The organism is uncultured Dubosiella sp. (assembly GCF_964018005.1).
GTDB classification, from domain to species: Bacteria; Bacillota_I; Bacilli_A; order Erysipelotrichales; family Erysipelotrichaceae; genus Dubosiella; species Dubosiella muris.
Genome location: NZ_CAXHOA010000014.1, coordinates 44,966 through 69,561 on the forward strand (window position 1 = coordinate 44,966; position 24,596 = coordinate 69,561).

The following is a 24,596-nucleotide window of genomic DNA, read 5'->3' on the forward strand; positions in this document are numbered from 1 at the left end:
CTGCACAAAAAAGAGGTCTATACAGACCTCTCGCAGTTCTCTTCTTCGTTTTCCTGCGCCAGCGCCACAAGCTGATGAATGATTTCCTCCACTTGCTCGAGCCGCAGATCTTTGATTCCGGAAGCGCAGGCGTGGCCCCCGCCGCCAAAACGGGTCGCGATTTGACGGATATCGAGCGTTTTGGCTCGAAGCGACGCGTTGTAGATTCCCGGCGTTTTTTCCGTAAACAACGCCCAAACCTTCACTTCTTCGATATTGGACAAAGCGTAGACTTTATCCTTGGCTTGTGCGAATGTCAAATGGCAGCGCTCATAGTCCTCGATGGACAGGATGGATGTCAGCGCGCCCTTTTCGAACCGGGCGCGTTCGCGAACCCGGTTTTCGTAATAAAACTCCGGCAGCGTAATCGCGAAGTTGTGCTCGTTGGCCCGCTGCACATCGGCGCCCTGCTCTACCAGGTACCGTCCCGCCTCAAACGATTCCGGACGGGTGTTGCTCGTTGTGAACCGGATGTTGTCGGCGATTAGCCCCTCGTATAAATACTGGGCCGCGTTCGCCGGGATGGTCTGATGGCGGGCTTGAAAATACAACGCGACGAGTTCGCACGTCGCTGAGGCGTCCTGGTCGATCCACTCGGTTTGCCCCATCGTTTCGACCGGAACATGGTGGTCGATTCGAATCACCTGCGCGGCGCGCAAGGCCCGGTCGTCGTCGATGCGGGCTTGGTTGGCCGTGTCCAGCACGATGGCCAGCGCGTTTTGAATCGTGGCGTCGTCGGCTGTGTCCATCACGATCCCGTCGACGCTCATCGTTCCAAGCGCCAGCACTTTCTTTTTTGGATACAAGCTTTGCAGCGCGGTTTTCAACCCCATTTGCGAGCCGATCGCGTCCTGATCCGGGAACTGGTGGCGGAAAATACAAATCGTGTCCGCCTGTTCGATGGCTTCGGCGATCTTATTGATCGTTTCCATGGGTGAGATCCTTGTATGCGTCGCGCGCGAGCATGACCTCTTCGTTTGTCGGGATGACCCAAACCGCGATTTTCGAATCCGGCGCCGAAATCAAGGCTTCCTTGCCGCGCACGTTGTTTTTCGCCGCGTCAAATTTCACGCCCAGACACTCGATTCCTTCGCAAACGTGTTCCCGGATGTCGATAGCGTTTTCACCGATTCCGCCGGCGAACACGATGGCGTCGCAGCCGCCCATCAGCGCGAAGTAGCCGCCAATCGTCTCGATGATGCGGTTGACGTACACTTTTTCCGTCAGGATGGCGCGCTCGTTGCCGGCCTTGATGCCGTCTTCGATATCGCGCGAATCCGACGAAATGCCCGACAAGCCGAGCATACCGGACTGTTTGTTCAAAATATCATCAAGTTCGGCTGCCGTATACCCGTATTTGTTTTGAAGGAAGATCAGGATCGCCGGGTCGATGTCGCCCGAACGCGTTCCCATCATCACGCCGGCCAGCGGTGTGAATCCCATCGACGTCTTCAGCGATTTTCCGTCTTTGATCGCGGTAATGGACGCGCCGTTTCCAAGATGGCACGTGATGATGTTCATTTTGTCCACTGGCTTTCCTTCGATTTCGGCCAGACGTTCCACGAGGTATTTGTGGCTCGTTCCATGCATTCCGTACCGGCGGATATGGTCTTCTTCATAAAACTTGTAAGGGATCGGATAGATGAAGTTTTCCTCCGGCATCGACTGGTGGAACGCGGTGTCGAACACGAACGTGTGGCTCGCGTTTGGAAGCGCCTCCTTAAACGAGCGGTAGCCTACAAGACCAGCCGGATTGTGGAGCGGAGCCAGCGGGATGCACGCTTCGAATTTCTCTTCGGCCTCGTCGCTTGCTTTCACGGAATCCGAGTAGAACTCGCCGCCATGCACCATCCGGTGTCCTACGGCTTCAATATCTTCAAGACGGTTGACGACGCCATGCTCGATCAAGGCGTCGATCAGTTTTTGAACCGCTACGGAATGATCGGGGATGTTGGAGATTTCCTCGAATTTTTCATCGCCGACTTTGATGGAGAATACGGAATCGTTCAATCCGATTCGCTCCACAAGACCTTTGGCAAGAACCTTTTCGCTTGGCATTTCGAATACCTGGAATTTCAAAGATGAGCTTCCGGCATTCACACTCATTACTATTGACATAATATTTATTCCTCCTGTTGCAAAGTGAGCAGCTCATTCAGTGAGCGCTTGCATTCCTCTAATGTCACAGACAATTCTATTATAGAATAGATTTCTGTTTTGAATTGTAAAAATTTGATGTTTTTTTCGTATTTTTCTAATAGCTGCACGCTCTTGTGCACCGCGTCCATGACCGCCGTGCGCGAGATGCCCAGCTCCTGCGCGATCTCGCTGTACGAAAGATCCTCCTTCGTATACAAATCCATGATCTCCTGCTGGCGGCTTGTGAGCAGCGAGCCATAGACATCCATCAAATCGTTGACTTGGATATTATTCATCTTCCAGCCCTTTGGTGATGCCGATCAAATACGCGTTCAAGTCAAACGGACGCAAGTCGGCCGGTTTTTCGCCCAGTCCCAAAAAGCGGACCGGCAAATGAAGCAAGTCGCGAATGGCCATGACGACGCCGCCTTTGGCGGTGCCATCCATTTTCGTCAAAATGATGCCCGTCACGTTGGTGGCTTCCAAAAACTCCTTCGCCTGCGAGATGCCGTTTTGGCCTGTCGTCGCGTCGAGCACGAGCCACACTTCCTGCGGCGCGCCCGGAATCTCCTTTTCGCATACGCGGTTCATCTTGGACAACTCCTTCATCAGATTCGTCTTGTTTTGAAGGCGCCCTGCCGTGTCGGCGATCAGGATGTCGATGTCGTTTTCTTTGGCGTAGCGGCACGCGTCCACGAGCACACTGCTTGGATCCTGTCCCTGCTTGCCTTTGATGCATGGCACATCCAGGCGCTGGGCCCAAGTCGCGATCTGGTCGATCGCCCCGGCGCGGAACGTGTCCGCCGCGGCCACTGCCACGCTTTTGCCTTGCTCTTTGTAGTACTCGATCAGCTTGGCGCTCGTCGTCGTTTTTCCCGCGCCGTTGACGCCAACCATTAAAATCACCGTAGGTCCGTCCTCGTTGTACCGGATTTGCGGATCGCTTTCCGGATCGTAAAAATCATATAAAATCGAAATCAGGTAGTCTTCCATCGAATCGTAGTTTTTGATGTTCTTACCTTCTTTCTCGAACTGGTCCACAAGCTTTTGCGCCGTGTGGATGCCGACATCGCTTTCCAGCATGAGAATCATGATTTCTTCCAGCAGCTCGTCGTCGATGCCGTGAAAGTTGTTGGAAAGCGCGCGCAGCCGGTCCCCGAACGTCTTTTTCGAACGGGACAGCCCGCTTAAATACTTATCCTTGTCTTTGTTGCGCGCGAACGCGTCTTTGATTTTTTGAAAAAAAGCCATATTATTCCTCCTCGCCGTGCGCGTAGGACACAGCGTCTTTCAAAAGCACTTTCAAGATTTGCGACACGCCATCCTGCTGCATCGTGACTCCATACAACGTGTCGCACTGCTCCATCGTCCCGGGCCGGTGCGTCACCACGATAAACTGGGACTGGTCCCGGAAATGGGACAAGTAGCGGGCGAACCGCTCGACGTTTCCCTGGTCGAGCGCCGCTTCCACCTCGTCAAAAATACACAAAGGAATGAGCCGCGCCTTCAGGATCGCGAACAAGACGCTGATCGCGATCAACGCTTTCTCGCCCCCGGAAAACGACTGGATGTTTTTGATGAGCTTGCCGGGCGGCTGGACGTCGATGTCGATTCCGGTATTTAGCACGTCTTGCGGATCCACCATGGACAGCCGCGCTTTTCCGCCGCCGAACATCGACTTGAACACGACGTCGAGCTCCGCGTTGATCTTGTCGAACATTTCGGTGAATTTTTCCACCATCGTTTTGTCCATCTCGTCAATCGCGTGTAAAATTTGCTCGCCTGCTTCCTGCAAGTCTTGTTTCTGGTGCTCGAGATAGTCGAACCGCTCCTTGATCTCGTCGAATTGAGCCGGCGCGTCCAGATTGACGTTGCCAAGCCGGGCAATCAAATTGCGCAGTTCGCGCACACGTTCGCGCGCGGCGTCGATGTCGATGTCCTTGCGCTTCGTGCAGGCGAAATCGTACGTCATTTGATAGTCCGCGTTGAGCCGGTCAAGCGCGTTTTCCTGTTTGGTCTTGTGTTGGGCGAGCTGCATTTCGCTTTGATGGATCGCCTGCAAAATGGCGTTGATTTCCCGGCGCTGGCCACGGACGCTCGTTTCGAGCTGCTCAAGATCCTTGCCTTTGTTCATGCGCGTCGTCCGCAAGGCGCTCATTTGCGCCGCCAGCGTGTCGATCCGGCTGTGGATGTCGGCGATGGCTGCCACGAGCGAGTCGTCCATTTCCTTTTCGTCCTCCTCGCCGGCCGAGATGGCGATTTGATCGTATTCGTCTTGCAGGGAGTCGAATTTTTGTTTTTTGACAAGAACGATGTTTTCCAGCTTGGCCGACTCGATTTGCAAGGCGATCAGCTGTTCCTGCTCGTCCTCGTTGCGCCGCTCCGTTTGGCGGATTTTGGCGTTTTGCTGCTCGATGGCTTGCGTCTGCCGCTCGATTTTTCGCGCGAGCTCGTCGCGCTCCTGACCAAGGGTCACCGGCGTCGACTGGGACTTGTTGCGCCCGCCCGTCATGGCGCCGCCGCTATGGACGATTTCGCCGTCGAGCGTGACGATCTTGGTTGAATAGCGCAACCGCTTGGCGCACTCGTTGGCGTTTTCGAGCGTGTCGGTAATAAAGATGCCGGCAAGCAGGCGATCCCGCACGTCGTTGTATTTGGGGGCGCAGTCGACCCATTCGTTCGCCCATCCGATAGCGCCGGGCACGCTGGCGGCAATCGCCTTGTTCTGGCTGGAAGGATAGCGCGGATGGCACACGGTCATCGGCAAAAACGTGGCGCGGCCCGACTGGTTTTTTTTCAGGAAGTGGATCGCCGCCCGGGCGCTTTCCTCGTTTTTGGTGACGATTTGGTACATCGTTCCGCCCAGCGCGTTGGAAATGGCGACCGCTTTGTCGTCTTTTGGCACGATTAGCTCGGACACCGTTCCTTCGATGCCTTCCAGCGAGCGTCTGGCGTGGATGATGGCACGTACCCCCGCCTGGTGCTGGTATGGCTGGCGGATCATGTTCTCGACGATGTGCATCCGGTTTTCCAGCTGCTGCCCGATGGAGCGGGCCTGGGCGAGGGCGCGCTGGTCGAGCGCGAGCTGTTCCTTTTTTTGCGCGAGCGTCTTGGCTCGCAAGGCGTATTCCGTTCGCAGGGCATCCAGGCGCTTCTTCCGGTCCTCGTATTCGTAGCGGGCTTCCTGCCGCATTTCGTTGAGGGCCGCTTTTTTCTGGCGCAAATCCGCTACCTGAAGCGTGTACTTGCGCTTTTCGTCCAGCTCGACTTTCCGCTTTTCGAGCTGCACGCTTTCCTCCATCGCTTGCGTGTAGTCTTGCTGGAGGCTTTGGACTTTGGCGTCAAGCTGGTAAATTTCCTGGCGCAGCGCGTCGATGTCGGCTTCGTTGCGCTCCAGCATGCGCGTTTGCTCGACTTGGTTTCCTTGCGCTTCCAAAATCGTCCGTTCGATTTCCCGGATCGAGGCGTCTAGCGATTCCACTTCCTCGACGAGAACGCTGATCTCGATTTCGAATAGCTCGTTTTTGTACGCGAGAAACTGCTTCGCCTTTTTCGCCTGCCGTTCCAGCGGTCCGATTTGCCGTTCCAGCTCGTCCAAAATATCTTGCAGGCGCTCCAGATTTTCTTTGGTCTGTTCCAGTTTTTGAAGCGAGATCTTTTTTCTTTTTTTATATTTCGCCACGCCCGCGGCTTCTTCGAACAAGCCGCGCCGCTCTTCCGGCTTGGCGTCGGCGAACGACGAAATGTTGCCTTGGGAAATGATGCTGAGCGAATCCCTTCCCAGACCGGTATCCATGATGAGCTCCTGAATGTCTTTGAGCCGGCACGGCGTCTTGTTGATGAAATACCCCGCCTCGTTGTTGGCCCGATGGATTTGACGCGTGATCTCGATTTCGTCAAACGGCGAGTCGAACACCTTGCGGGTATTGTCGAACACGAGCGTCACTTTCGCCATATTGACGCGTTTTCGCTGTTCGCTTCCGGAAAAGATAATATCGGCCATGTTCGTTCCGGAGCGTAGCGACTTCACGCTCTGTTCCCCGAGCACCCACCGGATGGCGTCGTTGATGTTGCTTTTGCCGCAGCCGTTCGGTCCGACAATTCCGGTGATGTCGTGATCAAACTGCACGATCGTTTTGTCCGCGAAACTTTTAAACCCTTGCAGTTCGATTCGTTTTAAAAACATATATTCACCTACCAATCTTTTTTATTATACACCGGAATGAATCCGGTACGATAGAAAAAAACCGATCGACTTTCATCAATCGGCTTCATAGGCATGGTCAGGACGACGGGATTTGAACCTGCGGTCTCTTGGACCCGAACCAAGCGCTCTACCAAGCTGAGCTACGTCCTGATAGACAATAGATTATCACTCAACTTCATAAATAGCAATCCCTATTTTCACATAAAATATAAAATTCCGGCTAAATGGCACAAACTCGCCAAAATAATAAAGATATGCCACGTAAAATGGAAAAAGTTTTTTTCGGGATGCGAGTAAAAATACGTCCCTATCGTGTACAGCACGCCGCCGGCCACAAGCAACGTCAAAAAGATCCAGTTCGTATGGGCGATCAGCGCCGGTAAAATGAAGAGCGCCATCCATCCCATAACCATGTAGATCGTCATCGACAAAACTTTGTAGCGTTTTTTGGCGATGCTTTTAAGCAACACCCCGGCCAGCACCATCGCCCACTCAATGGCCAGCACAGTGTACCCGACCCAGTTGTGTAGCACGACAAGGCAAATCGGGGTGTATGTGCCCGCGATCGCGAGCAGGATCATGATGTGATCCAGTTTGCGAAACACGTATTTGTACGTCGTGTGATACGGCATCATGTGGTAAAGGCAGCTGCCGCCAAACATGAACATCATGCAAAAGAAGTACACCGAGATCCCGGCCGCCTCCATGGCGCCGCCCATCGTGTAGGCGCGTATGGCATAGTACGGAAGCGTGAACAGGAGAATAAAAAACATGACGCCGTGGGAAATCGAGTTGCCGATTTCCTCGCCAAATGTCAACGGATAAGGTTCTTTCATTAAAGTGTCTTCATTTTTTTTCATACGAGCATCTTAACTTTAATGAGGTTAAAATTCAAGCCGGATGAAAAATTACAAGACCAGGCACCACAAAAGCGCGATCAAACCGCCAATCAAGGCGGCGATCAGCGCGGCGAACACCTTTTGATACGGACGCACCGCTTTTTCCCGCTCCTTTTGAATTTGCGAGAGCGAAACGCCTTGCATGAACGCGTCGATTTCCTTGTAGCTTTGAATATCGAGCGCTTTCTTTTGCTTTTCCACCTTCAAGGCATACGCCATCGTAACCGCGAAAAAAGCGATATCCAAGACGATGCCAATCCATTTTCCAATCAAGCCAATGGGCACGCACAAAATCGTGAACGCGATCAATAAAACCGCAAAGATCGTGGCGTCCCGGTTGAACACCGCCTTGCTTTCCTGGTTGTGAATGACTTCTTTCATTTCCTGCTGATCTCCTTTCACGAGGTCGTCGATCGTCGTCGAAAACAAAATACTCATGCGCAGCAGGCTTTCCAGATCGGGATACGTCTTGTCGTTTTCCCAGTTGGACACCGACTGCCGGCTGACATAAATCTTTTCCGCCAGCTCCTCTTGCGTCCAGTGGTTCGCCTGCCGCTGCTTTTTGATTTGCTTTCCGATTTCCATAAACGAATCCCCCTTGTCCGCATTGTTTCATTTCTCGTGTTTTTTGTCGATCCAACGTATTTGACATCGCAAAAAAAGACTGTTTTTTTCACAGTCTTTAAAACATTTTCGCGATATCGTTGTACGTCGCGAATAGGAAAATTCCTATGAGCAGCACAAAGCTGGCCAAAATGATGTTTTCCACGAGCTTCTCGTTGATTTTACGGCGCGTGATGCGCTCAATAAGCAAGATCAGGACGCGGCCGCCATCGAGCGCCGGAATCGGCAGCAAGTTGAAAATGCCGATATTTAGCGAGATCAAGGCGAAAAGCGACAAGTACGACATCCAGCCCATCTCGGTCGTCTTCTTCGTCAAATTCAAAATGCCCACCGGTCCAGACAAGTTTTCATAGCCTTTTCCTTTGACAAGCTGGCCTAGCGAGCGGAAAATCGAGGAGCCCGAATCGACCATGTCGTCCCATCCGACTTTGAACGCTTCGTACCACGCGATCGGACGGGCGTACGACGTGGCAATCGAGCCAATCTCGTACGTCTGGGTGTCTTTGTTGTAGCGCGGCGTGATCTTCACATCCAGCGTCTCGTTTCCGCGCGCGATTGTATACGTGCTTTCGGTTGGATTGTACTGGATGAATTCGATCACATCGAACTGCCGTTGCGGCTCGATGCTTTCCGAACCATTCGTGACGCGGATGATTTCATCGTCCTTTTGCAGTCCTGCCTTGGCGGCCGGCGAATTTTCCACGACTTCGTACACGACGGGCTTGGCGTCTTCGACGACATAGCCGCGCGCCATCGCCAAGCCGGTAAACAAGGCGTAGGCAAGCACGATGTTCATCGTGACGCCCGCCAGCATGATGACGATTTGCTTCCATGGCGCGATGTTGTTGAGGCGCCGGGCAGCCGGCACGTCCTTGAGCCAGTCGTCTTCGCTCTCGTCCTGGCTGCCGTCCTGCTCGCCGGCCATCATGACGTAGCCGCCAAACGGAATCGCCCGAATCGAAAACGTCGTTTCCTTCCCCTCTTTTTGCCACAGCGCCGGCCCCATGCCGATGGAAAATTCCTTGCAGAACACGCCAAATTTTTTCGCCATCGCGAAGTGGCCAAGCTCATGAATAATCACGATGACGCTCAGCATGAACAAGAACGCGATCAATCCAATGATTAGATTCATATTTTTTATCCCCCTTCAAATGTTTAAATCAAAAAAATATGGAACAGGACACCAAAAACCAAAATATTGATCAGCAGCGAGTCGACCCGGTCCAGCACGCCCCCGTGCCCCGGCAGCAAATTGGAAAAGTCCTTAATGCCGAAGTGGCGTTTGATGGCGCTAAAGCAAAGATCGCCGAGTTCCGCGAAAACCGGACAAAGCAAACAGAGCAGCACGTTGACCGTCACATTCAGATTGCTCCAGTACAGCGAGCTGAGCGCGATGCTGATGATGGCTCCCGAAACGACACCGCCAAAAAAGCCCTCCCAGCTTTTTTTCGGCGAGATGCGCGGATTCATCTTGTGCCGGCCAAACGCCCGGCCGATAAAGTAGGCGCCGGTATCCGATCCGTATGTCGCGAAAACAATCGTCCATAAATACATATGGTTGGCGATAATTTCCCCCATTGAAATATAAAAGAGGGAAAACAAAACGAAAAACACAACGAGGGAATTGGCGTCGACGATCGAAAAGCGTTCCATAAAAACAGGCAGTCCCCACAAAAAGAGAACGACGCAAGCTACCAGCACGAACAGCCAGCTTCCGGGCACGAACCTCGCCCCCAGAACCCCGCCAATCGCGACGACCAGCAGCCACGACCAGTTGGAAAAACCGGGCAGGATGCGCATCCATTCCCAGGCGCCGGCGCATACGATAAAGAGGGCCAGCAGCTCAAGGGGCCAGCTTCCGTAAAAAACCGGAAACGCGACGACCAAAATAATGAGGATCGCCGTCAGGATTCTCGTTTTCATCATACGCCCCCAAAGCGGCGGTCGCGTTCGCTGTATAGACGCAGGCACTCGTCGAGTTTCGCCTCGTCAAAGTCCGGCCACGCGACAGGCGTGAAAATGAGTTCCGCGTACGCGATTTGCCACAGCAAAAAGTTCGAGATGCGTTCCTCGCCGCTTGTGCGAATGAGCAAATCCACGTTTTCGGGCACGAACAAATAGCTGGAAAAGTCCTCTTCGCTTAAATCGTTGGCGCGTTCCTGCTCGAGCACTTGCCTTGTGTATTCCCGGATCGCCAAAACGATTTCCCGTCTGGATCCGTAATTGATGGCGATGCAAAGCTCCAGACCGGTGTTGCGCTCCGTCTGGTTGACCGCTTTGCGAATTACCTTTTGCGTTTCTTTCGGGAAGCGCTCCAGCTCGCCGGCGAACGTGACGCGGATGTTGTTTTCCATCAGCTCTTTAATGAATTTTGAAAAAAAGATGCCTGGCAGCTTGCACAAATAGGAAATCTCGTCCTCGGGGCGTTTCCAGTTTTCGGTGGAGAACGCGTACAGGATCAGTTTTTTAATGTGGAGTCGATTGGCTTCCAAAGCGATCGTGCGGATTTGGTCCGCGCCTTTTTTATGGCCGGCGGTCCGGGGCAGTCCTTGTTTTTTGGCCCAGCGCCCATTTCCATCCATGATGATCGCGACGGTTTCAGGTACTTGCATAGGTTTGACGATATACGGCGTGTATACTTTTCCTTTCTATTTTAGAATAACGAATTTTGGGGATTCATGACAATCGTTTGCTACGGGAATAGAAAAAACCCAATGGGGATTGGGTCTAAACGTTTAAGATCTCGTTTTTCTTTTCCGTTGTGATCTTGTCGACTTCCTTCGTGAATTTGTCCGTCAGTTTTTGTGCGTCGTTCAGTAATTCTTTTGTGATGTCCTCGCTGATTTCCTTGTCTTTTTTCAAGGCGTCGTTGCAGTCGCGGCGGATGTTGCGAATCGCCACTTTGCATTCTTCCGCGAATTTTTGCGCATCTTTGGCGAGCTGCTTGCGCCGGTCCTGTGTCAGCTGCGGAACGAGAATTCGGATTTGATCGGCTTCCGCCTGCGGGTTCAGCCCCAGATTGGCCGCCTGGATCGCGTGGGCGATGGCTTTGACCGTCGAACGGTCGTAAGGCTTGATGACCAGTTGCGTTCCTTCCACAACCGAGATCCGCGCGATTTGGTTGATTGGTGTCGGTTCCCCGTAGTAGTCCACGTGTACCCGGTCCAGGATTTGGGAATTAGCCCGTCCTGTCCGGATCGTCGCGAGATTTTCCTCCAGGTTCTCGATCGCGTCCATCATTCTCAATTCGGCTTTTTCTAAATGTTCACTCATATGTTTTCTCCTTTATTTTGATATGACTGTTCCGTCCACGTCCTGCTGAACGGCTTTTAAAATGTTTCCCTCTTCATTCATGTTAAACACAACCAGGTCGATGTCGTTGTCCATACACATGCTGATCGCGGTGGAATCCATGACTTGCAAGCCTTTGTTCAAAACATCCATATAGGAAAGATGATCGAATTTCTTGGCGTTTGGATCTTTCTTCGGATCGGCGTCATACACTCCGTCCACGCCGTTTTTAGCCATCAGGATCACATCGGCGTCGATTTCGGAAGCCCGCAGCGCCGCGGTCGTATCCGTGCTAAAATACGGCGATCCGGTGCCGGCTCCGAAAATAACGATGCGGCCTTTGTCCAGATGACGCAGGGCGCGCCGCAAAATGTACGGTTCGGCTACTTTTTGCATTTCCACCGCCGTCTGTACGCGGGTGTCGACATCTTCCTGCTCCAAAGCGTTTTGTACCGCCAGCGCGTTGATGACGGTGCCCAGCATGCCCATGTAGTCGGCCTGCGAGCGGTTCATTCCCATTTCCGCCATCATCTTGCCGCGGATAAAGTTGCCCCCGCCCACGACGATCGCCAGCTCCACGCCGGTTTCTTTTACTTTCTTCAATTCTTTTGCCAGCCGTTTCAAGACTTTCGGCTCCAGAGCGTTTTCATTGGAGGAGAGCGCTTCTCCGCTTAATTTTAATAAAACTCGTTTATACATGAATTTCAAGCTCCTTTGATTATCATTCCAATTATACTAAATCCGCCTTTAAATGAAAAGACTCGGTTGGCAGAAACCAAAAACAGCCATCGCAAAAAAAAAGCCCTGCGCGTCGGCAAGGCGTATTCATTAATCTTTCATCAGCAAAACCATGACGGCTTTTTGCGCGTGCAGGCGGTTTTCCGCCTCCTCGAAAATCTCGTCCGCGTGCTCCTCGAACACCTTCTCCGTGATTTCCTGCTCCCGGTACGCCGGCAGACAATGCAGCACCATCGCTTCGGGCTTGGCCACCTTCATAAGCTCATCGTTGACCTGATACGGCGCGAAGGCGATTTGCCGCACCTCTTTTTCAGCTTCCACACCCATGCTCGCCCATGTATCCGTAATGACGACATCGGCGTCTTTCACCGCTTCGTATGGATCGTTCGTCCATGTGAACGTGTCGTATTCCGACGCGAAATCCAAAACGATCGGATCCGGCTTGTATTCGTCCGGTGTCGCCACGGAAACGACCATGCCCGTTTTGAGCCCGCCAACAATCAGCGAGTTGGCCATGTTGTCGCCATCGCCAAGGTACGCCATTTTGACGCCTTTAAGCGAGCCAAACCGCTCACGAATCGTCATCAAGTCCGCCAGCACCTGGCAAGGATGCGAAAAATCCGTCAGTCCGTTGATGACCGGAATGGTGCCGTACTCCGCCAAGTCTTCGACTTCCTTCTGATCGAATGTCCGAATCATGATCGCGTCCAAATAGCGCGAAAGCACCCGGGCCGTGTCCTGGACCGGCTCGCCGCGGCCGATTTGAAGATCGCGTGCCGACAAAAACAGCGCCTGTCCGCCCAGCTGGTTCATGCCGGTTTCAAACGACACCCGCGTCCGCGTGCTCGCCTTTTGGAAAATCAAGCCAATCGACTTGCCAATAAGATACGGATGCGCGATGCCGTGCTTTTTTTCATATTTCAGCTGGTCCGCCAAATCAAGGATCTGGGTAATTTCCTCCGGGCTTAAATCCAGCATTTTTAAAACGTGTTTCATGCCAATACCTCCTCAAAGATGTTCAATGCGTCGTCGATTTGTTTTTTTGTAATGATAAGCGGCGGCAGCAGGCGAATCGTGTTCGTCCCCGCCTTTAAAACGAGCATGCCTCGATCCATGCACGCCTGGATGAGGCCGCCGATTTCCTCCGGGTCGACTTCGATGCCAATCATCAGTCCGATTCCACGCACATCCTTGATTCGCTCGGATGGGATCGCCTTCAACCGCTCCATAAAATACGTTCCTTTTTGCTCGACGTCTTTCAAAAAATCCGGATCGTTCACCAGCGACAAAACCGTGTCGGCGCTTGTCGTCGCCAGCGGATTGGCACCAAATGTCGAGCCATGATCGCCAGCCTGCAACGCGGTGGATGTTTTTTCATTCGTTAAAATACCGCCAATTGGCACGCCGCCGCCAAGTCCTTTCGCCATCGAGACGATGTCGGGCTCGATGCCGTAGTTTTCGTAACAAAACAACTTGCCAGTTCGTCCGATACCCGTTTGCACCTCGTCGATCAGCAGCAAAATATCCCGTTCCTTGCAAAATTGTTCGAGTTCGCGCACAAAGACCGGATCGAGTGGCCGGACCCCGCTCTCGCCCTGGATAAGCTCGAGCATGATGCCGCACGTCTTATCGTCCGCCTTCGCTTTGACGTCGTCGATGTTGTTGGCTTCCACGTAGTCGAACCCGTCGGTAAACGGGTAAAAGTACTGGTGGAACTTGTCTTGTCCGGTCGCTTCCAGCGTGGCGATCGTCCGGCCGTGAAACGAGTTGACAAGCGTCAAAATTTTCGTCCGGTCCATCGCGTAGTTTGTTTGCGAGTATTTGCGGGCCGCCTTGATCATCGCCTCGTTGGCTTCCGCCCCGGAATTGGAGAAAAAAGCCTTTTTCATGCCGGTCGCCTCGCAAAGCTGTTTGGCGGCGGACACCATCGGTTTTGTGTAATACAAATTGCTGACGTGCATCAGCTTTCCGACTTGCTCCTGCAAAGCCCGGGTCAAGATTGGATGGGCGTGGCCGAGGCAGTTGACGCCGATACCGCTTGTCAAATCCAAATACGCCTTTCCATCCAGATCGTATAAATAACATCCGTCTCCATGGTCGAGCGAAAGGTCAAAACGGCCATACGTCTGCATGACGTATTGTTTTTCGTCCGCTTTTAATTGGGCATGTTCCATATTCGTTTTCCTCCTTGTTGTCAACTAAACATCGTTCCGATTCCATCGTCGCTAAGCAATTCAATCAAAATGGAATGCGGTAGCCGTCCGTCCTGAATGTTCGCGCGCTCCACGCCTTGCCGCACCGCCTCCACGCAGCAGTCCACTTTCGGAATCATGCCGCCGGAAATAATGCCCGACATGACGAGCGCCGGCACTTGCGACACTTTCAAACGGCGAATGAGCGTGTCCGGATTGCCGGGATCTTTCATGAGGCCCGGCACATCCGTAAGCAGGATGAGCTTTTTGGCGTGCAGGGCGCTGGCGAGCTTGCTGGCCGCCGTGTCGGCGTTGATGTTGTAGGACGCCGGCTCGTGCATGCCGGCCGCCACGCTGGAAACGACAGGGATATATCCTTTCTCAATCACATCCAGCACGATTTTTGGATTCACGTCTATGACTTCGCCGACGTAGCCGTAATCCACTTCGCTTTCATCCCGGTACGGCACGGCGCGAAACAAGCCGCCATCCATGCCCGACAAGCCGACTCCCTGCCCTTCGAGCAGGCCGACAAGATCTTTGTTCACCTTTCCGCACAACACCATTTGCACGATCTCCATCGTTTCTTTCGTCGTGACGCGCAAGCCGTTTTCAAACCGCGAAGGTATATCGACTTTGCGCAGCATCTCGGAAATATCGGGCCCGCCGCCATGGACGAGGACGACATGGATGCCGACCAGCCGCAGCAAAAGCACGTCCTGAATGACGGCTCGTTTGAGCTCGTCGTCAATCATGGCGTTGCCGCCATATTTGATTACAATAATTTGATCGTGGTATTCACGAATGTACGGGAGCGCCTCGATCAGGATATTCGCTCTTTCCTTTGCCATCATGTCCGGTAGTCCCCGTTGATTTTGACATAGTCGTAAGTCAAGTCGCACCCCCAGCACGTGCATTCGGCGTTTCCTTCGTGAAGGTTGATTTCAATGTCGATTTCATCCTCGGAAAGAATCGCCGCGGCAAGTTCCTCGGAAAATGGCACGCCTTTGCCTTGCGCGCACACCTTGACACATCCGCAAGCCGACGCAAACGCGACATCGACAAGCGCCGGATCAAATTCGGCTCCCGAATAGCCCATCGCGCAAAGCACCCGGCCCCAGTTGGCGTCGTGTCCAAACATCGCCGCTTTGCATAACGACGAGGAAACGACCGCCTTGGCCAAAGTTTCAGCCTGGTCCTCCTCTTTGGCTTCCTTGACGCGGCAAGTAATCAGCCGGCTCGCTCCCTCGCCGTCTTTGGCGATTTGAACCGCCAGGCTTTCCATAACGGTTTTTAGCGCCTGCTGGAACAAAACGAACGATTCGTCTTCTTTCACGATCGTTGGATTGCCAGCCAGTCCGTTGGCCATGACAAGACACATGTCGTTGGTCGACGTGTCGCCATCCACGCTGACGCGGTTGAACGTTTGATTCGTATTGTCGAGCAGCGCTTTTTGAAGGAGGGTGTGGTCGATGGCACAATCCGTCAAAATAAACGCGAGCATCGTTCCCATGTTGGGATGGATCATTCCCGATCCTTTGCAGATACCAAGAATACGAACCGACTTTCCATCCAAAACGACCGTCGCTTCCGCGATTTTCTCGGTGGTATCCGTCGTCATGATCGCGTTGGCCGCTTCTTCGATGGTGGTGCCTAATTGTAAGGAAGACAAATTCTCCTCAATGCATTCCACCGGCAGCTCCACACCGATGACGCCCGTGGAGGCGACGAGCACCTGGTCGGGCGCGATATCTAAAAACTTGGCCGCCGCCTTTTGCTCGCGGATGGCGTTTTCCATACCATGGAGCGCGCAGGCGTTGGCGTTGCCTGAATTGACGATGACCGCTTGCGCCTCGTGGTTTTTGAGCGTTTCCTTATTCAGCAAAAGCGGATCCGCTTTGACGACGTTTTTCGTATACACGGCGCCAACCTGGCATGGCACGCTTGAATAGATGAGCGCCACGTCGTTTTTTGTTTGGTTTTTTCGAATGCCGCAATGACAAGCACCGGCATAAAATCCTTGTGGAGTTTCCATTCCTTCCTATCCTTCCTTTTTTCTCAATCCCTCGAACTCGTCGAGCCCAAGCATTAAATTCATATTTTGGATCGCCGCGCCGCAAGCGCCTTTTCCTAAATTGTCAAACGAGGCGGTCACGATCGTTTTTTTCTTGCTGCCACCGACATAGATCTTCAGCTCGTCGGTGTCGGCCTGCGCGTTGGCGGCCAGCATCGGCTCTTTGACCATTTCGACTTGGATAAGCGGCTTGCCGGCATACGCCGCGCTCAGAGTTTCATACACCGTTTGCGGCTCCTGTTCAAGCTGTACCGAAACGAGCATGCCGTTGTAGTAGTCGTCCACAATGGGTGTAAACAAAGGCTCGTTGTTCAACCCGCAAATCTTTTGCATTTCCGGCAAATGCTTGTGATCCATGTTCAAGCCATAAATGCGCGGTGAAAACAACGGATGGCTCTTACGGCTTTCGTATTCGGCAATCATCTTGTTTCCGCCTCCGGAATATCCCGTCAGAGAAAACGCGTGGACGACTTCGTCTGGCGATACGAGGCCGCTTTGAACGAGCGGATACACAATCGCGGTCAATCCCGTCGCGTGACAGCCCGGATTGGCGACGCGCTGCGCGGTTTGGATCTCGCGACGATGCGCGTCGGACAGCTCCGGAAATCCGTATGTCCATGTCGTCCGGTGCGCGGTGGAGGCGTCGATGATCTTCGTTCCCGTGCCTTCGGCCAGCTGCACCGCCTCGATGGCGGCCGCATCCGGCAGGCATAAAAACGCCAGATCCGCCTGCTCGAACATCTGCTTCCGGGCCGCTTCGTCTTTTCGAAGCGCCTCGTCGATTTGCAGCAGTTCGATGTCGTCGCGATGTTTCAATCGTTCCACGATTTGCAGACCGGTCGTTCCCGCCTGCCCGTCAATGTACACTTTTGGTTTACGCATCGGCTTCCCTGCTTTCTAAAAATTGCTCTATGGCTTGAATTTGTTTTTGAACGGACGCCTTGCCCGGTCCGCCGTGGACTTGTCTGGCCTGCACGCATTGCAGCAAGTCGATGGCCTCGTACACATCGGCTTCGAACAAAGGATGGAACGACTGGAACTGTTCCAGCGTCAACTCGTTGAGCGTCTTTTTGTTCTCGATGCACCAGGCCACCATCGACCCGCTGATTTTGTAGGCGTCGCGAAACGGCAGCCCTTTTTTCGTCAAATAATCGGCGCAGTCGGTCGCGTTCAAAAAGCCTTGTTGCGCGGCTTTCAGCATGTTGCCCTTGTACAGCCGCATCGTTTGGAACATCGGCACGAGCACATCAAGACACATGTTGACTGTGTCGATGGCGTCAAAGAGCGCTTCCTTGTCCTCCTGCATGTCTTTGTTGTAGGCAAGCGGGATTCCTTTGAGCATGACCAGAAGCGTATTCAAATCGCCATACACCCGTCCCGTTTTGCCCCGGACAAGCTCGCAGATGTCCGGATTTTTCTTTTGCGGCATAATGCTTGAGCCGGTCGCGAAGGCGTCGCTCAATTCGATGAATTTAAACTCCCACGAGCACCAGGCGATGACTTCCTCGCTTAGTCTTGACAAATGCATCATCAAGATCGAAAGATCGCTCGCCAGCTCGACACAGTAGTCCCGGTCGCTCACGCCGTCAAGCGAATTGTCGCATGGCTGTTTGAACGCGAGCATTTGCGCCGTGGCGTTTCGGTCGATCGGATACGTCGTAGTCGCCAGCGCGCCACAGCCAAGAGGCGACTCGTTCATGAGATCGTACGTGTTTTCCAGCCGGATGACATCGCGTTTAAGCATGTTGGCGTACGCCATCATCACATGGGCGAACGTGATGGGCTGCGCCCGCTGCAAATGCGTGTAGCCGGGCATGATCGTCTCCAAGTTGTTTTTGGACAGATCGACGAGCACCTTCAAAAAGCGGCGGACTTTTTCATGGATGATCCCGATTTGGTCGCGGGTGTACAGCCGCATATCGAGCGCGACCTGGTCGTTGCGGCTTCGTCCGGTGTGAAGCCGCTTGCCGGCGTCGCCGATTTTTTTTGTCAGCAGCTCCTCGACGCACATATGAATGTCCTCGTACTGGGGCGTAAACGCGATCTTTCCCGCGTTCATTTCCTCGAGCAACTCGTTGAGTCCGCCATGGATCGCGTCTTTGTCCTCTTTTGACAAAATCCCCTGATCGCACAGCATTTGCGAATGCGCGAGCGATCCTTGAATATCGTACGGATACAGCCGGCAGTCAAACGGAATGGAAGAGTTGAAATCGTTGACGAGCGCGTCCGTTTCGACCGCGAAGCGTCCTGCCCACATTTTCATAACGTTCCCTCCGCTTATTCCACATCCGGGAAGTGGTTTCCGGTTTGCTCACTCAGCATTTGATCCTGCAGCGCCCGAACTTTGATTGGCAAGCCGAACAAGTTGATGAAGCCGGCCGAATCCGCCTGGTCATAGCAATCGTCCTCGTCGAACGTCGCCATGCCGGCCGAGTACAGCGAATATGGCGAAGTGACGGAGCAAGGAATGATGTTGCCTTTATATAGTTTCAATTTGACGTCGCCGGTTACCGTTTTTTGGGTTTCGTCCACGAACGCGCTGAGCGCTTTGCGCAGCGGCGTGTACCACAGTCCGTTGTATACGAGTTCGCCAAACTTCAGAGCGACGAGCTCTTTGTAGTGTTTCGTTTCCTTGTCCAGCGTGATTTCCTCCAGTTTGTTGTGGGCGGCGTAAAGAATCGTTCCGCCCGGCGTCTCATACACGCCTCTGGACTTCATGCCGACGAGCCGGTTTTCCACGATGTCGAGAATGCCAATGCCGTTGGCGCCGCCGACTTTGTTCAGCGCTTCGATGAGTGCGACGCTATCCATCGTTTCTCCGTTGAGCGCGGTTGGCTTGCCGTTTTCGAAATGAATCGTGATTTCGGTTGGTTCGTCCGGCGCCTGCTGTGGAGAAACGCCAAGTTCCAAAAAGCCTTCCACATTGATTGGCGCCTCGTTGGCCGGATCTTCCAAATCGAGTCCTTCATGGGACAAATGCCACAGGTTTTTATCTTTGGAGTAGTTCGTTTCCTTGTTGATTTTCAATGGAATTTGATGCTCCTCGGCATAGGCGATTTCCTTTTCTCTGGAGTTCAGCTCCCAAAACCGCCATGGCGCGATAATGTCCATATCAGGCGCGAACGCCTTGATGGCCAGTTCGAACCGCACCTGGTCGTTTCCTTTTCCCGTACAGCCGTGGCAAATGGCGTCGGCGCCTTCGGCTTTGGCGATTTCAACGATTCGTTTCGCAATCAACGGTCTGGCAAACGATGTGCCCAGCAAGTACTGCTCATACGTCGCCCCGGCCTGGATCGTCGGGATGATGTAGTCGTCGACAAACTCTTTTGTCAAATCTTCGATGTACAATTTGGAGGCGCCGGTTTTCAGCGCTTTTTCTTCAAGACCTTCCAGTTCGGATGCCTGTCCGACGTTGCCGGAAACCGCGATGACTTCACAGCCGTAGTTTTCCTTGAGCCATGGAATCAATACGGAAGTGTCCAGTCCGCCCGAATAGGCCAATACGATTTTTTGATATTTTTTATTGGGTTTTGTATTCATGATTTTTCTCCTCTACTCTCTCCTTGATGTTTTTCTATTTTCTGTCGATGTGTTTTCTTGCTTGATTCGTTCGGTCCTCAATCATTCAAACCATCTCCTTTCAATAAAAAAAAGTCCTCTTCGAATCGAAAAGGACGACTGGATCGCGGTACCACCTTTATTCCTTCCCTCAGGAAGACTCTCTACCCTTTAACGCAGGAATACGGGACATACTCGACGACTTCGCATATCCACTCCAAGACACGTTCAGCAACGAGCGTCTGCCGCCTTCCACCAACGCGGCTCGCTAGGAAACCTCTTCTTGCCTACTCCTTCTCTTCAATGCTTTCATTATTTATAGTTCGTAATTATACGCCGGTGGTTTTGTGGTTTCAAGTATTTTTCTGAAAATTTTTCAAGAAATGAAAATTCCATAACATTTTATCCTTCGTTTTGTTTCATACAACCAATTCAAAGAACAAAAAAAGAGACACCGCGTGATGTCTCTTAAAAAGTTCAATTAACCTTTGATTTGCGCCATAACTTCTTCAGCGAAGTTTTCTTCTTTTTTCTCGATTCCTTCACCGGCCGCGAAACGTACGAACGTTACGACTTCGGCTTTGTTGTTTTTCAAGAAATTAGCTACTTTTTCTTTTGGATCTTTGAAATATTCCTGATCCATCAGGCACTGGTCTTTAAAGTGTTTCGACACTTTTCCATTCAGGATGCCCGCCAGTACTTTTTCCGGCTTGCTTGCCATGGCAGGGTCTGCCGCCATGATTTGCTGCTGCAAATTGCGTTCATGTTCCACAACTTCCGCAGGAACATCCTTTTGCGAAATGTATGTCGGATTCATGCTGGCTACTTGCATCGCCATGTCTTTTGCGACTTCGTCGTTTCCGCCTTTCAGCACAACAAGAGACGAAATGGATCCACCCATGTGCATATAAGTTCCAAAAATCTCGTCGTCTGTCTTTTCAACAATCGCAAAACGACGGAACGTAATTTTTTCTCCAATCGTCGCGGTTGCGTTTGTGATCAGCTCTTCGATCGTGCCATCCGGCGTTGCGATCGCGAGTACTTCCTCGTTGTTGGCTGGTTTGTTGGCGAGCACGGCGTTCGTGATCGTATTCAACAAATTCAGGAACTGGTCGTTTTTCGAAACGAAGTCCGTTTCCGAGTTGACCTCGACAACGACACCGACGTTTCCATCAACCGCTACGCGCGTCAATCCTTCGGCGGCAATGCGTCCTTCTTTTTTCGCGGCCTTGCTGATTCCCTTTTCACGGAGCCAGTCAACGGCTTTGTCCAAGTCGCCTTCGCACTCAGTCAGGGCTTTTTTACAGTCCATCATGCCTGCGCCGGTTTTTTCACGCAATTCTTTTACTTGCTTTGCACTAATTGCCATTCTCATTTCCTCCTGGTTTCTTTTTTGAATTTAAATTATATTAAGCCTCTTTTTTAGGGGCAGCTGGAGCTGGTTTCGCGTCCTGGGCACCCGCGTTTGGACGAGGTCCGTTTGGACGGTTTCCATTGTATGGACGACGGTTTCTGCGGTCGAAATTCCGTTTGCGGCGCTCTTCGTTTCTCAGACGACGACGTCTTTCGTTCTCAGCGATTTGCGCTTCCACGTTACGGATGACGTCTTCCATCGTGACATCTTCTGTCGTGTCATCGAGGTAAGCCATTTCAAGCAGTCCGCCCTTGGCGTCCACGATCGCGTCGGCCATGATCGTCGTGATCAGTTTTACCGAACGGTTCGCGTCGTCATTGGAGGCGATTGGATAGTCTGCGTCTTCCGGATCGCAGTTCGTGTCCAGCATGGCGAACACAGGAATGCCAAGTTTTTTCGCTTCGGCAACCGCGTTGTGCTCTTCTTTCGGATCAATGATGAAAATCGCGTCCGGCAGTTTTTTCATTTCTTTGATACCGCCCAGCGACGATTCCAATTTCGCTTTTTCTTTCAGAATCTGCGCTTGTTCTTTCTTTGTATATACTTCAAGTTTTCCACTTGCTTCCATTTCCTCGATCTCAACAAGGCGTTTTACGCGCTTCTGGATCGTGCGGAAGTTCGTGAGCAGACCACCCAGCCAACGTTTGTTGACAAAGAACGATCCGGAACGAAGAGCTTGTTCTTCGATTGTTTCGGCCGCTTGTTTTTTCGTGCCGACAAACAATACTTTTCCGCCGTTCTCACTGATCTGTTTCAACGCTTTGTACGCGTCCTCGATTTGTTTTTGAGTCTGGTTCAAATCAACGATGTATACCCCATTGCGGCTCGTGTAAATATATGGTTTCATTTTTGGGTTCCAACGACGAGTCTGATGTCCAAAGTGTACACCGTTTTCCAACATTTTCTTAATAGATACGATTTCTGACATGTTAAGTCCTACCTTTCCGTTTATCCTCCATCACTTCCAACGAAAGCAACACAACTGTGCACGGGCAATCGAATTCATGATGTGTGAATTTGCGCATACGCGCTTTTTAAGTATAGCAGTCCTCTTTCCGGGTTTCAAGGAAAGAATTCATAATTTCAAGCCAGCGGGTGGCTGTGTTCGTACGCCATGCGGACTTTCGCCAAAGAAACATGGGTATAAATTTGCGTCGTCGACAACGAAGCGTGTCCAAGCAGCTCCTGCACGATTCGAATATCGGCGCCGTTGTCCATCAAATGGGTCGCAAACGAATGCCGAAGCATATGGGGATGCACCTTCATCGCCATCCCGATTTGATCCGCGTGCTTTTGCATGACGAACTGCACCCCACGCGGCGTCATTTTCTGTCCTCGATTGGAAAGAAAAACCGCCGTTTCCCCATCTTTGGCATACAACATCCAGTATCGCAAGCGATATTCCTGAAGCAGCCTGGAAAGCGAGGCGTAAAAAGGAACGATTCTCTCTTTGTCCCCTTTCCCGACCACGTGGACGATGTGGGCATTGAGGTCGATTTGACTCCAGGTCAAGTTCACCAGCTCGCTTAATCGCAAGCCTGAAGCGTACATCAAAGAAAACATCGTCTTATCCCGCAAATCGTTCCGTTGGGAAATATCATATGTATTCAAAAAATTTTTCACTTCATGCAAAAAAAGAAACTCGGGAATTTTCCTTTTGTTTCCCGGCGATTTGATTCCTTCCAAAGGATTGTTCTGAATGCCGATGAATTGATGCAAATACTGATAAAAAGAGCGGTACGTGGAAAGCTTGCGGCAAATGGTCGCATCGCTGGCCACGCTTTGATCATCCAGCATCCGCAGCTGCGCGAGAAATTCCATAAACTGGTTTCGGCTTACCGCGTCGAAGCCGGAAATGCCTTCGGAAACCAAATAATTTTTCAGCTGCTCCAAATCCCGTCTATACGCTTCCACAGTTTTTTCCGATCCCGAATGCGTTCGATAAATATAACGCAGGAAATTTTCAATGAGCTCAGACATGATACGTCTCTTTAATTTCCTCGATTCGATCAAGCGCCTGCTGCGCGAGCTTTTCTTTCCGCTCTCTTTTCTTGTATTTTTCCTTGGCGTGCAAAATTCCGAAGTTGGCGTTCATCGGCTGAAAGTTTTTGGAATCGCAATGGGTAATGTAAAACGCCTGCGATCCCATAACACACGTATTGCCAAATTCGATGCAGTTTTCCCCTTGTAAATAACGCGCCATGTTAATACCGGCAATCAAGCCGCTCGCCGCGCTCTCCACATAGCCTTCCACGCCTGTCATCTGCCCGGCGAAGAAAAGATCTTCGCGCTTTTGGGTCTGGTACGTTTCCTTGAGCACTTTTGGCGAATCCAAATATGAATTTCGATGCATCACGCCATACCGGGTAAAGACCGCGTTTTCCAGACCCGGGATCAACGAAAAGACACGCTTTTGCTCCGGCCATGTCAAATGGGTTTGGAAGCCGACAATATTGTAAAGGGAGGCCGCCACATTGTCTTGACGAAGCTGGACCACCGCGACCGGATGTTCTCCGTCTTTTTCCAAACCAACGGGTTTCAGGGGACCAAACAACATCGTTTTCTTTCCGCGTCGCGCCATTTCCTCAATCGGCATGCATCCCTCAAAATAAACTTCCTGTTCGAAATCGTGCAAATGGGCGCATTGGGCGTTGACAAGCGCGTCGTAAAACCGGTCAAACTCCTCCTGATTCATCGCGCAGTTGATGTAGCTCGCCTCGCCTTTGTCATAGCGGGATTTAAAATACGCCTTGGAAAAATCAATGGAGTCTTTTTCCAAAATAGGCGCGGCCGCGTCAAAAAAATGAAATGGATCGTTTCCGGTAAATTCCTGAATCGAAGCGGCCAGGGCTTCGCTAGTGAGCGGGCCGGAGGCGACAATGACCGGGCCTTGCGGAATTGTGTCCACTTCTTCATGGACGACTGTGACCAATGGATGATTTTTCAATGTTTCCGTCACAAAATCGGAAAAGAGATGCCGATCCACAGCCAAAGCGGAACCGGCGGGGACTTGTGCCAAATCGGCTGCCCGCATAATCAGCGAATCCAGCTGACGCATTTCCTCTTTTAAAATACCCACCGCGTTGTTCAAGCTATTCGAACGAAGCGAATTGGAGCATACAAGTTCCGCGAATCCCTCCGTTGAAAAAGCGGGAGGATACTTTTTCGGTCTCATTTCATATAAAACGACTTCGATTCCTCGCTTGGCGCATTGCCAAGCGGCCTCGCTTCCTGCAAGACCCGCGCCGATAATCGTTACTTTCTTTTTTGCATTGTCCATAATTGGTTCCTCGTTCCTTTCTAGATCAGTTTATTTTATCACATTTCAATCAAGCGAAAACGTAAAAAAAACCTCGCCAGCGGCAAGGTGGTCGTTCGATCTCTCAAAACCAGAAACACGCCTTCTTTCTCTTTCCACAAC

The 24,596-nt window shown here is 52.0% G+C and carries 23 protein-coding genes, 1 tRNA gene and 1 other annotated feature; all 24 genes read right to left on the bottom strand.

All coding sequences use genetic code 11. The annotated features are described in order from the left end of the window. Positions 1–17: 17 nt before the first annotated feature. The 24 genes from ABNS49_RS10255 to trmFO all read right to left on the bottom strand — a co-directional run bounded on the left by ABNS49_RS10255 (position 18) and on the right by trmFO (position 24,455). Complete coding sequence (locus ABNS49_RS10255; RefSeq protein WP_135980341.1) at positions 18–971, bottom strand: bifunctional oligoribonuclease/PAP phosphatase NrnA; 954 nt, start codon at positions 969–971, stop codon at positions 18–20. Beyond that, on the bottom strand, positions 955–2,157 hold the full coding sequence (locus tag ABNS49_RS10260; protein WP_135980340.1) for an acetate kinase: 1,203 nt from the start codon (positions 2,155–2,157) through the stop codon (positions 955–957). The genes ABNS49_RS10255 and ABNS49_RS10260 overlap by 17 nt, the downstream gene beginning before the upstream one ends. A 5-nt stretch (positions 2,158–2,162) precedes the next feature. Beyond that, the gene (ylxM, locus tag ABNS49_RS10265) at positions 2,163–2,474 is read right to left on the bottom strand and encodes a YlxM family DNA-binding protein (RefSeq protein ID WP_135980339.1); all 312 of its coding nucleotides are present in this window, start codon (positions 2,472–2,474) and stop codon (positions 2,163–2,165) included. Beyond that, positions 2,467–3,429: a signal recognition particle-docking protein FtsY gene (ftsY, locus tag ABNS49_RS10270; RefSeq protein ID WP_135980338.1), complete on the bottom strand. Its 963-nt coding sequence runs from the start codon at positions 3,427–3,429 to the stop codon at positions 2,467–2,469. Before ftsY ends, ylxM begins: the two co-directional genes overlap by 8 nt. 1 nt (position 3,430) lies before the next feature. Next, the gene (locus ABNS49_RS10275; protein WP_135980337.1) at positions 3,431–6,364 is read right to left on the bottom strand and encodes an AAA family ATPase; all 2,934 of its coding nucleotides are present in this window, start codon (positions 6,362–6,364) and stop codon (positions 3,431–3,433) included. A 94-nt stretch (positions 6,365–6,458) separates the two neighbouring features. After that, positions 6,459–6,535: transfer RNA gene (locus tag ABNS49_RS10280), tRNA-Pro, on the bottom strand. Between the two features lie 47 nt (positions 6,536–6,582). Continuing rightward, positions 6,583–7,245, bottom strand: a complete 663-nt coding sequence (locus ABNS49_RS10285; protein ID WP_277820811.1) for a hemolysin III family protein — start codon at positions 7,243–7,245, stop codon at positions 6,583–6,585. Positions 7,246–7,293: 48 nt separating this feature from the next. After that, the gene (locus ABNS49_RS10290; RefSeq protein WP_135980336.1) at positions 7,294–7,869 is read right to left on the bottom strand and encodes a helix-turn-helix transcriptional regulator; all 576 of its coding nucleotides are present in this window, start codon (positions 7,867–7,869) and stop codon (positions 7,294–7,296) included. 97 nt (positions 7,870–7,966) lie between these two features. Continuing rightward, on the bottom strand, positions 7,967–9,040 hold the full coding sequence (gene rseP / locus ABNS49_RS10295; RefSeq protein ID WP_135980335.1) for an RIP metalloprotease RseP: 1,074 nt from the start codon (positions 9,038–9,040) through the stop codon (positions 7,967–7,969). A 23-nt stretch (positions 9,041–9,063) separates the two neighbouring features. After that, entirely contained in the window at positions 9,064–9,834 is a 771-nt protein-coding gene (locus ABNS49_RS10300; RefSeq protein ID WP_288342679.1) for a phosphatidate cytidylyltransferase, read from the bottom strand. Then, on the bottom strand, positions 9,831–10,520 hold the full coding sequence (locus ABNS49_RS10305) for an isoprenyl transferase (RefSeq protein WP_135980334.1): 690 nt from the start codon (positions 10,518–10,520) through the stop codon (positions 9,831–9,833). The genes ABNS49_RS10300 and ABNS49_RS10305 overlap by 4 nt, the downstream gene beginning before the upstream one ends. A gap of 115 nt (positions 10,521–10,635) precedes the next feature. Continuing rightward, positions 10,636–11,181: a ribosome recycling factor gene (gene frr, locus ABNS49_RS10310; RefSeq protein WP_135980333.1), complete on the bottom strand. Its 546-nt coding sequence runs from the start codon at positions 11,179–11,181 to the stop codon at positions 10,636–10,638. 12 nt (positions 11,182–11,193) lie between these two features. Next, entirely contained in the window at positions 11,194–11,898 is a 705-nt protein-coding gene (pyrH, locus tag ABNS49_RS10315) for a UMP kinase (protein ID WP_135980332.1), read from the bottom strand. 129 nt (positions 11,899–12,027) lie between these two features. Then, positions 12,028–12,933: an ornithine carbamoyltransferase gene (gene argF, locus ABNS49_RS10320; RefSeq protein WP_135980331.1), complete on the bottom strand. Its 906-nt coding sequence runs from the start codon at positions 12,931–12,933 to the stop codon at positions 12,028–12,030. After that, complete coding sequence (locus tag ABNS49_RS10325; RefSeq protein ID WP_135980330.1) at positions 12,930–14,111, bottom strand: aspartate aminotransferase family protein; 1,182 nt, start codon at positions 14,109–14,111, stop codon at positions 12,930–12,932. The genes argF and ABNS49_RS10325 overlap by 4 nt, the downstream gene beginning before the upstream one ends. A gap of 20 nt (positions 14,112–14,131) precedes the next feature. Further along, on the bottom strand, positions 14,132–14,983 hold the full coding sequence (argB, locus tag ABNS49_RS10330) for an acetylglutamate kinase (protein ID WP_288342683.1): 852 nt from the start codon (positions 14,981–14,983) through the stop codon (positions 14,132–14,134). Further along, positions 14,980–16,164: a bifunctional glutamate N-acetyltransferase/amino-acid acetyltransferase ArgJ gene (gene argJ / locus ABNS49_RS10335; protein WP_135980328.1), complete on the bottom strand. Its 1,185-nt coding sequence runs from the start codon at positions 16,162–16,164 to the stop codon at positions 14,980–14,982. Before argJ ends, argB begins: the two co-directional genes overlap by 4 nt. A 6-nt stretch (positions 16,165–16,170) precedes the next feature. Next, on the bottom strand, positions 16,171–17,085 hold the full coding sequence (argC, locus tag ABNS49_RS10340; protein WP_135980327.1) for an N-acetyl-gamma-glutamyl-phosphate reductase: 915 nt from the start codon (positions 17,083–17,085) through the stop codon (positions 16,171–16,173). Continuing rightward, a complete protein-coding gene (gene argH, locus ABNS49_RS10345) occupies positions 17,078–18,466 on the bottom strand; it encodes an argininosuccinate lyase (protein WP_135980326.1) in 1,389 nt (462 codons plus the stop codon). Before argH ends, argC begins: the two co-directional genes overlap by 8 nt. 14 nt (positions 18,467–18,480) lie before the next feature. Then, a complete protein-coding gene (locus ABNS49_RS10350) occupies positions 18,481–19,743 on the bottom strand; it encodes an argininosuccinate synthase (RefSeq protein WP_135980325.1) in 1,263 nt (420 codons plus the stop codon). 127 nt (positions 19,744–19,870) lie between these two features. Further along, positions 19,871–20,074 (bottom strand) — a binding site (T-box leader). 168 nt (positions 20,075–20,242) lie between these two features. After that, positions 20,243–21,130 carry a translation elongation factor Ts gene (tsf, locus tag ABNS49_RS10355; protein WP_135980324.1) on the bottom strand — a complete coding sequence of 296 codons (888 nt, stop codon included), beginning with the start codon at positions 21,128–21,130 and terminating at the stop codon, positions 20,243–20,245. A gap of 40 nt (positions 21,131–21,170) precedes the next feature. After that, complete coding sequence (gene rpsB, locus ABNS49_RS10360; protein WP_135980323.1) at positions 21,171–22,103, bottom strand: 30S ribosomal protein S2; 933 nt, start codon at positions 22,101–22,103, stop codon at positions 21,171–21,173. A 155-nt stretch (positions 22,104–22,258) separates the two neighbouring features. Continuing rightward, positions 22,259–23,155 carry a site-specific tyrosine recombinase/integron integrase gene (gene xerA / locus ABNS49_RS10365; protein WP_135980322.1) on the bottom strand — a complete coding sequence of 299 codons (897 nt, stop codon included), beginning with the start codon at positions 23,153–23,155 and terminating at the stop codon, positions 22,259–22,261. Further along, on the bottom strand, positions 23,148–24,455 hold the full coding sequence (gene trmFO / locus ABNS49_RS10370) for a methylenetetrahydrofolate--tRNA-(uracil(54)-C(5))-methyltransferase (FADH(2)-oxidizing) TrmFO (RefSeq protein ID WP_135980321.1): 1,308 nt from the start codon (positions 24,453–24,455) through the stop codon (positions 23,148–23,150). The genes xerA and trmFO overlap by 8 nt, the downstream gene beginning before the upstream one ends. Between the last annotated feature and the right edge of the window lie 141 nt (positions 24,456–24,596).

Bases quoted from the DNA above. Each gene is read 5' to 3' on its own strand.
- ftsY (WP_135980338.1), bottom strand. From the start codon at position 3,429: ATGGCTTTTTTTCAAAAAATCAAAGACGCGTTCGCGCGCAACAAAGAC.
- ABNS49_RS10305 (WP_135980334.1), bottom strand. From the start codon at position 10,520: ATGCAAGTACCTGAAACCGTCGCGATCATCATGGATGGAAATGGGCGC.
- argC (WP_135980327.1), bottom strand. From the start codon at position 17,085: ATGCGTAAACCAAAAGTGTACATTGACGGGCAGGCGGGAACGACCGGT.
- ABNS49_RS10290 (WP_135980336.1), bottom strand. From the start codon at position 7,869: ATGGAAATCGGAAAGCAAATCAAAAAGCAGCGGCAGGCGAACCACTGG.
- ABNS49_RS10325 (WP_135980330.1), bottom strand. From the start codon at position 14,111: ATGGAACATGCCCAATTAAAAGCGGACGAAAAACAATACGTCATGCAG.
- argJ (WP_135980328.1), bottom strand. From the start codon at position 16,164: ATGGAAACTCCACAAGGATTTTATGCCGGTGCTTGTCATTGCGGCATT.
- rpsB (WP_135980323.1), bottom strand. From the start codon at position 22,103: ATGTCAGAAATCGTATCTATTAAGAAAATGTTGGAAAACGGTGTACAC.
- argB (WP_288342683.1), bottom strand. From the start codon at position 14,983: ATGATGGCAAAGGAAAGAGCGAATATCCTGATCGAGGCGCTCCCGTAC.
- argH (WP_135980326.1), bottom strand. From the start codon at position 18,466: ATGAAAATGTGGGCAGGACGCTTCGCGGTCGAAACGGACGCGCTCGTC.
- frr (WP_135980333.1), bottom strand. From the start codon at position 11,181: ATGAGTGAACATTTAGAAAAAGCCGAATTGAGAATGATGGACGCGATC.
- ABNS49_RS10285 (WP_277820811.1), bottom strand. From the start codon at position 7,245: ATGAAAAAAAATGAAGACACTTTAATGAAAGAACCTTATCCGTTGACA.
- argF (WP_135980331.1), bottom strand. From the start codon at position 12,933: ATGAAACACGTTTTAAAAATGCTGGATTTAAGCCCGGAGGAAATTACC.
- ABNS49_RS10255 (WP_135980341.1), bottom strand. From the start codon at position 971: ATGGAAACGATCAATAAGATCGCCGAAGCCATCGAACAGGCGGACACG.
- ABNS49_RS10350 (WP_135980325.1), bottom strand. From the start codon at position 19,743: ATGAATACAAAACCCAATAAAAAATATCAAAAAATCGTATTGGCCTAT.
- ABNS49_RS10260 (WP_135980340.1), bottom strand. From the start codon at position 2,157: ATGTCAATAGTAATGAGTGTGAATGCCGGAAGCTCATCTTTGAAATTC.
- ylxM (WP_135980339.1), bottom strand. From the start codon at position 2,474: ATGAATAATATCCAAGTCAACGATTTGATGGATGTCTATGGCTCGCTG.
- ABNS49_RS10300 (WP_288342679.1), bottom strand. From the start codon at position 9,834: ATGATGAAAACGAGAATCCTGACGGCGATCCTCATTATTTTGGTCGTC.
- pyrH (WP_135980332.1), bottom strand. From the start codon at position 11,898: ATGTATAAACGAGTTTTATTAAAATTAAGCGGAGAAGCGCTCTCCTCC.
- trmFO (WP_135980321.1), bottom strand. From the start codon at position 24,455: ATGGACAATGCAAAAAAGAAAGTAACGATTATCGGCGCGGGTCTTGCA.
- tsf (WP_135980324.1), bottom strand. From the start codon at position 21,130: ATGGCAATTAGTGCAAAGCAAGTAAAAGAATTGCGTGAAAAAACCGGC.
- ABNS49_RS10275 (WP_135980337.1), bottom strand. From the start codon at position 6,364: ATGTTTTTAAAACGAATCGAACTGCAAGGGTTTAAAAGTTTCGCGGAC.
- xerA (WP_135980322.1), bottom strand. From the start codon at position 23,155: ATGTCTGAGCTCATTGAAAATTTCCTGCGTTATATTTATCGAACGCAT.
- rseP (WP_135980335.1), bottom strand. From the start codon at position 9,040: ATGAATCTAATCATTGGATTGATCGCGTTCTTGTTCATGCTGAGCGTC.